The 12,215-nt window shown below is 72.2% G+C and carries 12 protein-coding genes; 10 read left to right on the forward strand and 2 right to left on the reverse strand.

What is annotated here, in order from left to right; genetic code table 11:
* Positions 1 to 68: 68 nt before the first annotated feature.
* From WMF46_RS46550 to WMF46_RS46565, 4 genes are all read left to right on the forward strand, one after another.
* Entirely contained in the window at positions 69 to 299 is a 231-nt protein-coding gene (locus WMF46_RS46550; protein ID WP_012241296.1) for a TIGR04563 family protein, read from the forward strand.
* A 43-nt stretch (positions 300 to 342) separates the two neighbouring features.
* On the forward strand, positions 343 to 1,407 hold the full coding sequence (locus WMF46_RS46555; protein ID WP_437983133.1) for an alpha/beta fold hydrolase: 1,065 nt from the start codon (positions 343 to 345) through the stop codon (positions 1,405 to 1,407).
* Positions 1,404 to 2,612, forward strand: a complete 1,209-nt coding sequence (locus WMF46_RS46560; RefSeq protein WP_437983134.1) for a hypothetical protein — start codon at positions 1,404 to 1,406, stop codon at positions 2,610 to 2,612. The genes WMF46_RS46555 and WMF46_RS46560 overlap by 4 nt, the downstream gene beginning before the upstream one ends.
* Before the next feature lie 90 nt (positions 2,613 to 2,702).
* Entirely contained in the window at positions 2,703 to 3,140 is a 438-nt protein-coding gene (locus WMF46_RS46565) for a YbjN domain-containing protein (protein WP_437983135.1), read from the forward strand.
* 42 nt (positions 3,141 to 3,182) lie between these two features.
* On the opposite strand, the gene WMF46_RS46570 is transcribed toward WMF46_RS46565, so the two are convergent.
* Positions 3,183 to 4,469, reverse strand: coding sequence for a formylglycine-generating enzyme family protein (locus WMF46_RS46570; protein WP_437983136.1), 1,287 nt, complete (start codon positions 4,467 to 4,469; stop codon positions 3,183 to 3,185).
* Between the two features lie 62 nt (positions 4,470 to 4,531).
* Between WMF46_RS46570 and WMF46_RS46575 the strand changes: the two genes are divergently transcribed.
* From WMF46_RS46575 to WMF46_RS46590, 4 genes are all read left to right on the forward strand, one after another.
* The gene (locus WMF46_RS46575; protein WP_437547559.1) at positions 4,532 to 4,819 is read left to right on the forward strand and encodes a hypothetical protein; all 288 of its coding nucleotides are present in this window, start codon (positions 4,532 to 4,534) and stop codon (positions 4,817 to 4,819) included.
* A gap of 10 nt (positions 4,820 to 4,829) precedes the next feature.
* The gene (locus WMF46_RS46580) at positions 4,830 to 5,792 is read left to right on the forward strand and encodes a prepilin peptidase (RefSeq protein WP_437911100.1); all 963 of its coding nucleotides are present in this window, start codon (positions 4,830 to 4,832) and stop codon (positions 5,790 to 5,792) included.
* The gene (locus WMF46_RS46585; protein ID WP_437547560.1) at positions 5,789 to 6,148 is read left to right on the forward strand and encodes a YXWGXW repeat-containing protein; all 360 of its coding nucleotides are present in this window, start codon (positions 5,789 to 5,791) and stop codon (positions 6,146 to 6,148) included. Before WMF46_RS46580 ends, WMF46_RS46585 begins: the two co-directional genes overlap by 4 nt.
* Positions 6,149 to 6,265: 117 nt before the next feature.
* A complete protein-coding gene (locus WMF46_RS46590; RefSeq protein ID WP_437905788.1) occupies positions 6,266 to 6,961 on the forward strand; it encodes a hypothetical protein in 696 nt (231 codons plus the stop codon).
* Between the two features lie 23 nt (positions 6,962 to 6,984).
* Here WMF46_RS46590 and WMF46_RS46595 read toward each other — a convergent pair whose 3' ends face one another.
* The gene (locus WMF46_RS46595; RefSeq protein ID WP_437983137.1) at positions 6,985 to 8,955 is read right to left on the reverse strand and encodes a protein kinase domain-containing protein; all 1,971 of its coding nucleotides are present in this window, start codon (positions 8,953 to 8,955) and stop codon (positions 6,985 to 6,987) included.
* Positions 8,956 to 9,309: 354 nt separating this feature from the next.
* Between WMF46_RS46595 and WMF46_RS46600 the strand changes: the two genes are divergently transcribed.
* Entirely contained in the window at positions 9,310 to 11,097 is a 1,788-nt protein-coding gene (locus WMF46_RS46600; protein ID WP_437983138.1) for an AMP-dependent synthetase/ligase, read from the forward strand.
* 2 nt (positions 11,098 to 11,099) lie between these two features.
* On the forward strand, positions 11,100 to 11,813 hold the full coding sequence (locus WMF46_RS46605; protein WP_437983139.1) for an HAD family hydrolase: 714 nt from the start codon (positions 11,100 to 11,102) through the stop codon (positions 11,811 to 11,813).
* Positions 11,814 to 12,215 lie beyond the last annotated feature (402 nt).

Below are 12,215 nucleotides of genomic sequence, written 5' to 3' on the forward strand. Positions count from 1 at the left end.
TTTCCACGGAAGTGCACCGTACGCTAAGGTGCTCTTCTGTGGCGGATCGGGAGGAGCCCCTAGAGCGTATGACCGACAAGGACACGCTGGCGAAAAACAACGAAGCCTCGAAGACGGACAAGCGGAAGCAGAGCCTCTACTTTCCGGAGTCGATGCTGCAGGAAATCAAGGAGGAAGCGGCGCGGCTCGATCGCTCGCTTTCTTGGGTTGTGCAGCGCGCGTGGAAGCTGGCGCGGATAGACATCAAAAAGCTTCCGAGTGTCAATGACGTGGCTGACGACGAGGACAGCGGCGACTAACATCGCCGCGAGCCTCGCGTAAAGCCGCGTCGCTCGGGGATCGATGGGCCGAGAGCTTTTCGCCGCCGGGAAGGACGGTACGCGGATTTACGTCCGCTACCGGGAAGGTCCCGGCGGCAGCGGAAGCTTCGCCAGCGGGGTCGGGGCGGGCTCGGGACGCCTCACCGCGGTGCTCTGCGATGGCATCGCGTGCGACGGCTTCATCTGGAAGTACCTGTGGGACGACCTGGCCCGTACGGTCAACGTCGCCCACTGGAACTATCGCGGCCACGGTCGGAGCAGCTTGCCTGGTGATCCGCAGGCGGTCGAGCTGCGCGATCATGCCAGCGATCTGGCTGCTGTGCGCGCGTCGATCGGCGACGGCCCTGTTGTGCTCTTCGGGCACTCGATGGGCTGCCAGGTCGTCCTGGAGCACCTGCGGACCCACCGCGAGGGGGTGCGCGGGCTCGTGCTGATCTGCGGCTCGTCCGGCAGGATCACGCACCATTTCAAGGGCACGGACGTGCTCGCGCAGCTCTTGCCGCGCCTGATCGAGCAGGTCGACGCGTACCCGCACATCGCGCGCGCGCTCTGGAGCCGCGTGCCCGCGCCGATGGCGCTGCGGATCGCGCTGCTCACGCGGGAGGTCGACGCGAGCGCGGTCACGCCGGCGGATCTGCTGCCGTACATGCGGCACATGGTCGACATCGATTTCTCGATGTTCCTCCACATGCTGCGCAGCGCCGGCGAGCACTCGACGCTCGATCTGCTCCCGCAGATCGACGTGCCCGCGCTCGTGATCGCGGGCGATCGCGACACGTTCACCCCGCCTCGGCTCGCAGAGGAGATGGCGGCGGCGCTGCCGCGCGGAGAGCTGATGATGGTGAACGGCGGCACGCACGTCGTCCCGCTGGAGCGCAAGAAGATGGTCATCGAGCGCGTGGAGCAGTTCCTCCTCGAGCGCGTCATCGGCGGCGCGTCGCTCGGGGCGAGCGCGCGGGCGTCAGGCTTGCAGGCTCCGACCGATGAGGGGCGCTCGCGGTCGCTGGCCGACGAGGCGTCGTCGCAACGTCTAGCCGAGGGCGGGTCCTCGCCGGACCATCCGCGCGGGCTCTCGAAGGACGGATGAGCCGGTGTGCGCGCGACCTGCGCGCCCCCGGATCGGCGCGCGGACCGCTGCGGCGCCTCGGCGGCGTCGGGGCGCCGCGCATGCTCGTCGCGGCGGCGCTGCTCGCGGTCTCGTGCGCGCGACCGTCGTCCGAGCGCAGCGACGGGTCCGTCGGCGCGATCGCTGCGCTCGTCGACGAGGAGAGCGCGCCCGCGATCGGCGCGCCCACGGCGCGCCCGCCGGCCGATGCGCGCTCGGCAGGCGATGCGCGCCCGGCAAGCGATGCGCGCCCGCCGGCCGAGCAGGGCTCACCTCCCGCGTCGAGCGCCTGGGCCGCGGGGGAATCGCGCGTCGCGCGCGCCCTCCAGCGCTCTCCCCTGCGCGCGCTGCGGCTCACGGGCAAGGTGGCGGACGGCCGGTTCGAGGCGACGCTCTCGCTGGGCGCACCCGCGGAAGGAGCGGCCCCGCGCGAGGTGAAGGTGAAGCTCGCGCCGGCGCAGAAGAAGGCCCCGCTCGCGTTCCGGCGCCCGCTCGCGTTCTACCGCATGGCGAGGGCGCTCGGCGCGCATGTCGTGCCCGCCGCAGCGGCGCGACGCATCGGCATCGGCGAGCTCGCGGCGCTCGTCGGCCGGGAGCCGAACGCGCGCAAGCTGCTGCGTCGCCTCGCCGTCATGAACGACGGGACGGTCGACGCGCTGGTCCTCGCGCCGGCTCCCGGTCCGCCCGGCCCGCGCTGGCTCTCGCCTCGCCGGCGGTCCGTACGCTTCGACGACGCGCCCGAGCTCGACGTGTGGGCGCGCTGGGCTCGGTCGCTGTCGCCTGTGCGCGGCGAGCGCACGGTCATCCTCCGCGACTACCTGGAGGTGCTGGTGCTCGATTACCTGGCGGGCAACGGGCTCCGGAAGGAGATCGTCATCGACGTGCACGCGGGAGCGCTCAGCCTGGAGGCCAACGCGAGCGCCTTCCCGCTGCACGTGAAGGCGCACGAGCTCGATCGGCAGCTCGAGCGCCTCGTGGAAGCGGTACGGTTCCCCCGGGCCCTTCGCGATGCGCTCGCGCGCTTCGGCCCCGAGGAGGCCGCCGCGGCGCTGCGCCCCGGCGGCATCGAGGAGGAGCTGGTGCCGCCGCGCGCGCTCGTCGAGCTCGAGGAGCGGAGGCAAGCGCTGCTCAGCCTGATCGCGGCGAAGCTCGCCGACCGGGGAGAGGACGCCGTCCTCAGCCTCTAGCGCCCCTCGCCTCCGTCGCTCGCCCCTGCGAGGGGGCTTCCAGCGCGCCGCATCTTGATCTCCGGCGGCGGCAGGGCGATCACGTAACCCGTGATCGACGTGGCGACCCTGCAGCGCTGGACGGAGGAGATCGGCTACAGCGCCGAGCTGACGAAGCCGTCGACCCTGCGCATCCGTCCGCGCGAGGAAGGGGTCGTCGAGCTCCCTCCGTTCTACGTCCAGTGCACCGAGAACTGGGTCGTGCTCTCGATGTTCGGCGTGCTCGATCTGCTCGACGCCCAGGGCGGCGCTGCGATGCCACCCCTGGCCGAGGGCACCGGCCAGGTGCTCGGCTTGCTCCGTCATCTGCTCGAGGCCAACCGCGACATGCGCGTCGCCAAGTTCGCCCTCGATGATCGGAACGAGATCCTGCTGTGCGCCGAGTTGCCCACCGAGTCGCTCGACCGCTCGGAGTTCGTCGACGCTGTCGAGCGGATCATCGAATACGGCACGACCTACCAGCACACCCTGCTCGGCGCCGACACCTGAGGCGCCGGGGCGCGTCGGTGTCCGGCCCGCGCCGCCGCGGGGTCACTTCTGCGTGATCACCACGCGGCTGTCGTCCCGGTAGGTGATGTTGCCGGACTCGCCGCGGCAGTCCCAGCAGGTCGCCCACGCGAGCCGTCGCCGCACGTAGCCGTTGAACCCGAGCGCGAGCGGCCCCGGGTCGTCCTTGAGCAGCAGCGACGACGCGATGCGGTAGCGATCTCCAGGGAGCTTCAGGAACGCCACGATGAACGCGTCGTCGTCGGCCTTTCCCGTCACGACGAGCACCTCCTCGCCCGGGACCGGGTTCCAGAGCAGCGGAGACGTCGTGAGCGTGGTGTTCGGGGGCGGGCCCGGCGCGGGCTGGCTTGCCGGAGCGCCGCTCGGCGAGAGCCGCGTCCGGCCCCGGCTGAGCACGGCGTTCGCGTCGTCGGGCTCCTTGAAGAAGGAGATCTGCCCGCCGAGGTCGCGCAGCTGCGGCACCGACGCGAGCAGCTCTGCGACCTGCTGCGGCCCGATCTCCGCGCGCCGGAACGTCTGCTGCCACTGCGGCGACGGGATCAACGCCGCGTTCGGCGCGCCGTGGCAGCACCGGAAGCCGATGTCGTCGCCCGACACCGCCGGATCGACCGCCGCGCGGCGCGCGCACCGGTGATCCACGGCGCTCGCGCTCGCCGTGGCCCCGCGCACGGCGGCGGCCTTGGGCTGGAGGTTCTCGATCGGCGCGATGTCGCTCGCGGTCCACTCGCGCAGCGCAGCGCCCATCCCGACGACGCCGAACCCGGATGCGCACGACGCGGGCGCCTTGGCGCACGCCGGGTCCCACGCCGCGCCGCCCGCGTAGGGCGTCCCCTCGGGGCCCTTGCACGCGCGCTCCCACTCGAGCTCGGTGCACAGCCTCCCGCCGGCCTGCTGGCAGAGCTCCGAGGCGCGCGCCCGCGTCACCCCGGTGAGCGGAGGCTGCGCAGGATCGTTCGGGTACAGGTGGCGATCGACGGTGAAGCCGCCCAGCTCGACGTCGAGCAACGCCGGCTCGAGCGTCGGATCGCGCCCCTTGTCCCCGGGCGTGCTGCCCGCGACGAGCTTTCCAGCAGGGATCTCGATCCGCGCGGGCCCGGCCGCCGCGGCGCCGGCCCGCGGCGTCGCGCTCGCAGCGGGCGACTCGTTCTCGGCCGCCTCGAGCACCTTCCCCTGGGGCGCGGGCGCCTGCGGGGCGCCTCCGTCCGCGCGCTCCTCCCCGGGCTCTCGCTGCTCGGCGCGGCTGCAGCCGGCCCCTCCGGCGATGCCGGCGGCCAGCAGGATCAGGGCAACGGCAGGCGTCCTCGTCGGCACGGTTCCTCGTGAGCGCCTCGCCTTATGTCGCAGGACCCCTCGCCCGTCAAAGTGCCCGCGCTATGCTGGCCGGGATGGGGCAGGGCGTGAGCGGCGCACCGGATCCGATGGCCTCGCAGATGGCGCAGCTCCTCGCTGGCAGCGATCTCGACGAGCTGCGCGAGATCGTGAAGCGGTGGGTCGCCGAGGCGCCGACCGAGGGTGTGCGCCGTCACTACCAGGAGCTCGGCGGCCGCCTCGTCGACCTCAAGGCGGCGCTCGCCGAGAACCCCGTGCAACCGACGATCGCAGAGCTCGAGCAGGCGCTCACGATGATGCTCCGGCTCGCCGCGTCGAGCCCGAGGACGTGAGCCCCAGGTGATGCTCGCCGATTTTCCCCCGTGGTTCCTGCGCGCCTTCGGGCTCTGCTTCGGCTTGCTCTGGGGGAGCTTCCTCAACGTCGTCATCCATCGCGTCCCGCGCGAGCTCAGCGTCGTCCGTCCAGGCTCGTGCTGCCCGGCGTGCGGCGCGCCGATCCGCGCCTACGACAACATCCCCGTCCTCAGCTACCTGCTCCTGCGCGGCCGCGCTCGCTGCTGCGGTGCGCCCGTGTCGCCGCGGTATCCCCTGGTGGAGGCGGCGGGCGGCTTGCTCTCGCTCGCGATCATCGAGGTCATCATCCTCCGGCTCCCCGGGACGACGCCGGCCCTCCACGCGCTCGCCACGTACACAGCCGGCCTGGCGCTCGCGCTCGGGCTGCTCGCGGCGACGTTCATCGACCTCGAGCACATGTTCATCCCCGACTCGATCACCATCGGCGGCGCGGTGCTCGGCGTCGCGACCGCGTCGCTGCGATCGATGGGCTTCGTCGACGCCCTCGTCGGCGCCGCGGTCGGCTTCGGCATCGTCTGGCTCCCGTTCGTCGTGATCTACCCGCGGATCCGCGGCGGCCGCGTCGGCATGGGCCTCGGCGACGCCAAGCTCCTCATGCTGGCAGGCGCGTGGTTCGGCTGGGGGGGCGCCCTGTTCGTGCTCGGCGCCGGCGCCATCCAGGGATCGATCATCGCGATCGCCATGCTGCTCCTGCGCGGGAGCATCGAGGAGCCCGAGGCGGTGCGCCTCGAGCGGGAGCAGATCCGCGCCGAGCTCGCGGCCATGTCCCCCGAGGAGCGGGCCGCCGCCGAGGAAGAGCTGGCGCAAGATCCGCTCGCGGAGGAGCCTCGCGAAGGGTTCGGTCAGGCCCGCATGGCGTTCGGCCCGTTCCTCGCGCTCGCGACGCTGGAGTGCTTGCTCGTCGGCCGCGACGTCCTGGACGCGTACCTCTCCTGGATCGACGCAGGATGAACGCCGCTCTGCGCCGCGCGCTCGGGATCCCGCTCGCGTCGCTCCTCGTGCTCGCGGGCTGCGGCGGCTCGCTCCCGCTGCCTCCGACCGGCCCTCACCTGCCGAGCGAGACGACGGTGGTCGTGCCGTACCCTCCGCCGCCTGCGCGGGTCGAGATCATCTCGCCGTCCGAGCGGCCGGGCGATGTGTGGATCGACGGCGAGTGGCAGTGGCGGAGCCGCCGCTGGGCGTGGCAGCAGGGACGATGGGAGCCCGTCCCGCCGGGCGCGTACTTCGCGCCTGCCACCACCGTGCGTCGCGCAGACGGATCCCTGGTGTGGTTCGCCGGTGTGTGGCACCTCCCCGGCAAGAAGTGATCGACACCGCGGCCGAGCGATGGGAATTCACGTCGTGCCGAGGTGCCCGCCGCCCGATCGGCATCGGCGAGCCAGCTCGGCGTGCCATCCCCTGCACGGATCGATGAGCCTTGCCCCATGATGCTTGCCTGGTCGTTCGCAGCGCGCACACCCGACGAAATCGCCCGACTCCTCCGCGCCCTCGGCAAGCACCGGTACGTGCGCGAGGTCGATCATCGGCTCCACTGGTCCGTCGATCACGCCCTGGCCGAGCTGCCGGAGTTCGCGCCGCACGCGTCGGCCTTCCAGGCGCGCCTCCGGAAGGAGCGCGCGCTCGATCTCGGCTCGCGCGACCCCTCGCTGTGGCGCGAGGCAAAGACCGAGGACGTGATCGCGGCCCTCACGGCGTTTTGGACCCCGGATGACGCGGCGCTGCGCTACCGGAGCCGCCTGATCGAGGCGCTCGCGCGGACGGGCCTCCCCGAGGCCACGCACGCCCCCTTCGCGTCGGCCCCGAACGAGCCCCCGCACCCGGAGCTCGTGATGCTCGACTGGGAGCTCTACCCCGTCGACGAGCTCGACGCCGACCGGCACGCCGGCGCGCTGGCCGCCATGGAAGAGGCCGAGGAGGCGGTCAACGCGTCGGCGCCGATCTACAACGAAGGGCCCGTCATGGCGGCGCCGGAGCTCTGCGAGGGAGCGCCCAACGGGGTGCTCGCGGACGATTTCCTCGTGTGGTCGGACGGGCCTTACAGCTACTCCGACTACGTGTTCCGCGGCGTCGCCAAGGCGGCGAAGCTCGTCGAGCCGCCGATCGGTTACCAGGATCTGTAACGGCCGCCCGCGGGCCCCGCGCGTCAGTAGGGATCGGGCTTCGGCGGCGGGACGGTGGGATCCGCCTCGGCGGGGGGCTTGACGATCTTCGGGGTCGTCGTGGCCGCGGGGGCCGGCCCTCTCTGCGCGTGGGAGAGCGTCATCTCGAGCTCGATGTCCCGGTCGAACACGAGCATCCGTCGTTGCGTGGCGTGGCCTGGCGCGGAGACCTCGATCCGGTGCGCCGCGCCGTCCTTGATGAGCTTGCCGTCGAACGGGTTCGAGGGGAGCTCCACCCCGTCGACGAAGATCTTCGCGCCGGCGGGGCTCGCCTTGATCGATGCGCGGAGGAGCGACGCGTCGGTCTGCTCGCGTGGAGCGCTGATCGCGGCGGATGGCGGCGAGGGCTCCGGCGCGGGCAGCGCGCTCTGGGCCGGCGGCGGGGCCACGCGGAGGCTCTGCTGGACCGGATCGCGCAGCTTCAGGTACAGCGTCGCGGCGCCGACCAGCGCGATGACCGCCGCGAACGCGACGAGCGGCAACCGGGAGCGCCGCGGCGCTGGCGCGGGCTGAACGGCCGTGGCCGGCTCGGTCCGCACGACGGCGTGGAGCGTCGCTTGCGGAGGGCTCGAGCGGTGGAGGGCGCGCGTGGGCGCCGACGGCGAAGAGCCCGTGGTCGCGCCGTCCTCCTGCGCGGGAGGATCCGAGTCGAGGGGCTCGCGCCCTGGCAGCGACGGCAGCCTCGGCGCGCGGCCGGCGAGCCCCGCGCTCCCCGCCTCCGCGCCGTGCTCCTGCAGCTGCTTGAGCTGGCGATCGATGATCGCCCGGATCTCGGACCGCTCGCCGGCGAACAGCTCGCGCATGAGCGCGCCGAGCTGCTCGGCCGTCACCTGCTCTTCCAGGCGTTCCGTGTAGCGAGCGAGCTCCGCGCGGAAGGCGGCGGCCGTCGAATAGCGCTGGTCGGGCGAATGCGCGAGCGCCTTGGCGCAGATGCGCGCGAGCTCGACGGGCACCTCGGGGCGCGCGGACCGCAGGTCCGGGATGTCCCGCATCAGGCGCGAGATGATCTGCGGATCCGACAGCCCACGCCAGAGGCGGCGGCCGGCGAGCATCTCCCAGAGGATGACGCCGGCCGAGAAGACGTCCGCGCGCCGATCGATCTGAGAAGAGTGCGAGAACGCCTGCTCCGGCGCCATGTACGCGACCTTGCCCTTCATCGTGCCGGTCTGCGTCTCGACGAGGCGGTGCGCGGCGAGCGCGATCCCGAAATCGACGATCTTCACCTGCCCGTCGTAGGTGACGAAGATGTTGTGGGGGCTGATGTCGCGGTGAACGACGTTGAGCGGCGTCCCGTCGTAGTCGACGAGCTCGTGGGCGTAGTGGAGGCCGGCCAGCACCTCGCTGAGGATCCAGAACTGGACGGCGAACGGGATCGCCCGCGCTTGCTCTCGCGCGCGGGAGATCACCCGGCTCAACGGCTGGCCGTCGAGGTACTCCATGGCGATGAAGTACTCGCCGTCCGCGAGGCCGACCTCGTTGGTCTGCACCACGTTGCGGTGGTTCAGGCGGGCGGCGAGGCGGGCCTCGTCGAGCAGCATGTCCCGGAACTCGGGCTCGTCCGCGATGTTGGGCCGGAGGCGCTTGATGACCTGCAGCTTGCTGAAGCCCGCCGGCCCCACCGCGACCGCCAGGTGCACGTCCGCCATGCCCCCGTGCCCGAGCGTCGCGATGAACCTGTATTTTCCGAAGCTCCGCGCGTGCCGATCCGAGGGCGACGGCGGCGCGTCCGGCGGCGCATCCCGGCCGACCGTGGTCGGCGCGTCGCGATCCGCGCGCCGCACCTGGACGGTGGGCGGGGGCTCGGGCGCGGGGGCGAGCCCCTGCCTGGAGACCAGGGTCCCGCCGTCGATCGCTGCCCGCACGCGCTCCGGCGGGCCCGAGGCGGCGAGCTCGTTGCTGCGGGCGGAGTCCGCCGCCCAGTCAGCCTCCTCGATCGTCCCTTTGCGCTCGCCCACCGCCGAATGGTCCTGATCCAAAGACGTGCAGTCAAGCTGACGACAGCGCGGGCCAGCGTTTGCGCGGCAGCGGGCCGAGGACGAGCGGCTCGCCCATGACGGCGAGCCGGCGTCCCGCCCGGAACCGCGGCGAGGACCGCCGCGCGCTCGGCCTGCTCCAGCGCGCGATCCGCCGAGCGTGCGCTCGGAGCGCCGCCGGACAGAAGCGCCCGGCGGGAACGTTTCACCCTCAGAACGCCGCGGTGTCTGCTGCTACTGTGCGGGGCGTCACTCCCCCAGGCGGTCCCGGACCCCGGGAGGCGCAGGAAAATTCGCCTGCGATTGCGCACCCTTGCCCGTGAACGAGGTAGCCCGATGCCCTGTGACTCGATACCGCGGCGCCTGCTAGGCCAGGCGAAGGCGCGTCCCGAGGCTCCTGCCCACTACGTCAAGGAGGGGGGCTTCTGGAGGATGACCAGCTTCAGGGAGTACGCGGGCGAGGTGCGGCGCGCCGGCAAGGCGCTCCTCGCGCTCGGCCTCGATCCCGGCGCCACGGTCAGCCTCCTCGGCTTCAACCGGCCCGAGTGGGTGGTGCTCCACGTGGCCTGCATGGCGATCGGAGGCGCTCCCGCGGGCATCTACACGACGTGCTCGCCCGAGGAGGTGCGCCACGTCGTGCGCCATGCGGGGTCGCAGGTGGTGCTGGTCGAGGACAGGGCCCAGCTGGAGAAGGTGCTGAGCCAGTGGGATCGGCTGCCGCAGCTCTCGTGGGTGGTGCTGATGCGGGGCGCGGAGTTCGCGGGCGATCCGCGCGATCCGCGGATCCTGGCCTGGGATGAGTTCCTCGCGCGGGGCGACCGCGTCTCGGACGAGCTGCTCGAGCAGCGGCTCGACGCGCTCGAGCCGAACGGCCTCGCGACGCTGCTCTACACCTCCGGGACGGTGGGGCCGCCGAAGGGGGTCATGCTGAGCCATGAGAACCTCACGCGCTCGGCGGACATGGCGGCGCGCCTCATGCCGTGCTCGTCCCGGGACATCGCGCTCTCTTACCTGCCTCTTTCGCACGTCGCCGAGCAGATGTTCACGATCCACATCCCGGCCTCGGTCGGCGCGGCCGTGTACTTCGCCGAGTCGATGGCGGCGCTCGCCGACAACCTCAAAGAGGTGCGGCCTACCGCCTTCTTCGGGGTCCCGCGCGTCTGGGAGAAGCTGAGGGACGGGATCGACGCGAAGCTCTCCGGCGCGAAGGGTTTGCAGAAGATCATGCTCGATCAGGCGAGGCGCGTCGGGCTGCAGCACAGCGAGCTCCGCGCCCGAGGCGAGCCGCCGGGGCCGCTGCTCGCGCTTCAGCACCGCGCCTTCGACACGCTGGTCTACGCGAAGGTGAAGGCGGCCGTGGGGCTCGGCCGGGCGCACGCGTTCAGCAGCGGCGCGGCCCCCATCGCGAAGGAGGTCCTCGAGTTCTTCGCGTCGCTCGACATCCTGATCACCGAGGTCTACGGCCAGTCCGAGGTGACCGGCGCGACGAGCTACAACATGCCGGGCCGGACGAAGCTCGGCTCCGTGGGGCCGTCGGTGCCAGGCATGGACGTGAAGATCGCGGACGACGGCGAGATCCTCGTCAAGGGGCCGACCGTGTTCCTCGGCTACTACAAGGAGCCAGAGGCGACCGCGCAGGCCCTGGTCGACGGCTGGCTCCGCTCGGGGGATCTCGGCCGATTCGACGAGGAAGGGTTCCTCCACATCACCGGGCGGAAGAAGGAGATCCTCATCACGGCCGGCGGAAAGAACATCTCGCCCAAGAACATCGAGGAGGCGCTCAAGCGCCACGACCTCATCGCCGAGGCGGTGGTCGTCGGCGATGGGCGCAAGTTCCTCACGGCCCTGCTCGTGCTGGCCCCCGACGCGGTGAAGCGCCTCGCGGCCGAGCGCGGGCTCGGCCGCGATCTCTCGCATGCGTCGCCCGAGATCAGGGAGGCCGTGCAGCGGGCCGTCGACGAGGTGAACGGCGAGCTCGCGCAGGTCGAGACGATCAAGAAGTTCTCGATCCTGCCGCGCGGCTTCACCATCGAGGACGGCGAGCTGACGCCGACGCTCAAGATCAAGCGGCGCAATGTGAGCCAGAACTTTGCGCGCGAGATCGAGGCGATGTACGCCGAGTAATCATGCGCAACGAGCCTGCCACAGCCGTCTCCTTCGACTTCGGCCAGACCCTGGTGGAGCTCGACACCGGGCTGCTCTCCGCCCGCCTCGCCGAGCGGGGCATCGCCGCGCCTCCGGAGCGGCTGGACGGGGCGGTGGACGAGGGCTGGCGCGCGTACAACGAGGCGATCCAGCGCGGGCTCGGCGGCCACCCGTGGAAGATCATGATGCGCCGCCTGCTCGAGGCGGGCGGCGTCGAGGCCAGCGCGCTCGACGCTGCGGTGGACTGGCTCTGGACGGAGCAGCCCCGGAAGAACCTCTGGCGCCGCCCGATCGCGGGGATGATCGACGTCGTGATCGAGCTCCGGCAGGCCGGCGTGCCGGTCGCGGTGCTGTCGAACTCGGAGGGCCGGCTCGAGGAGCTGATCGAAGAGCTCGGCTGGTCGGCGCACTTCGTGGCGGTGGCGGACTCGGGGCGGCTCGGGTTCGAGAAGCCGGGCAGGGAGATCTTCGCGTGGACGGCCGAGCGCCTCGGTGCGCCGCTCGCCGCGGTGGTCCACGTCGGCGATTCCTTCGCCGCCGACGTCGGCGGCGCCCTCGCGGCAGGGATGCGGGCCGTCTGGTTCAACGGGGACCCGACGCGGGCTGCGGAGGTGTCCCAGGCCGAGCGGGTGGCGGTGTGCGACGGCGCGGAGGCGCTGCGCGGCGCGCTCCGGGCGTTCGGCGTCCGCTTCTAGCGCGCGCGCTGCGCCGCGCGCCGTCGTGTGGCCAGCGATCTCCAGGAGCCCGTCACCCGGCGAGCGCGGCCCGCAAGCGCGGCGCTCGCGCGCGAGGTCGCGAGGTCGCGAGGTCCAGACGCGCGTCGCGCGCTCGCCCTTCCGTCCGTGAGCACGAACGTCCCGGAAGGCGCTCCGCCCCGCGCTCGTCGCGCGCGCTTCTCCGCTGGCGCTCCTCGTCCTGCTGCCCCGCGCCGGTGGGTCGATCTCCGGATCGTGCAGCCGATGCACGTCGCGCGGTGGTTCGGGCATTGCTGGAGACCGGTTCACGATGATCGCCAACGATGCAGACATCGAACAAGAGTCCGGACGCCGAGAGCGGCGAGCGAACGTTCCCGCCGCCGTCCCTCGCCTCTTCGGCGA

The organism is Sorangium sp. So ce117 (assembly GCF_051524395.1).
GTDB lineage: Bacteria > Myxococcota_A > Polyangia > Polyangiales > Polyangiaceae > Sorangium > Sorangium cellulosum_B.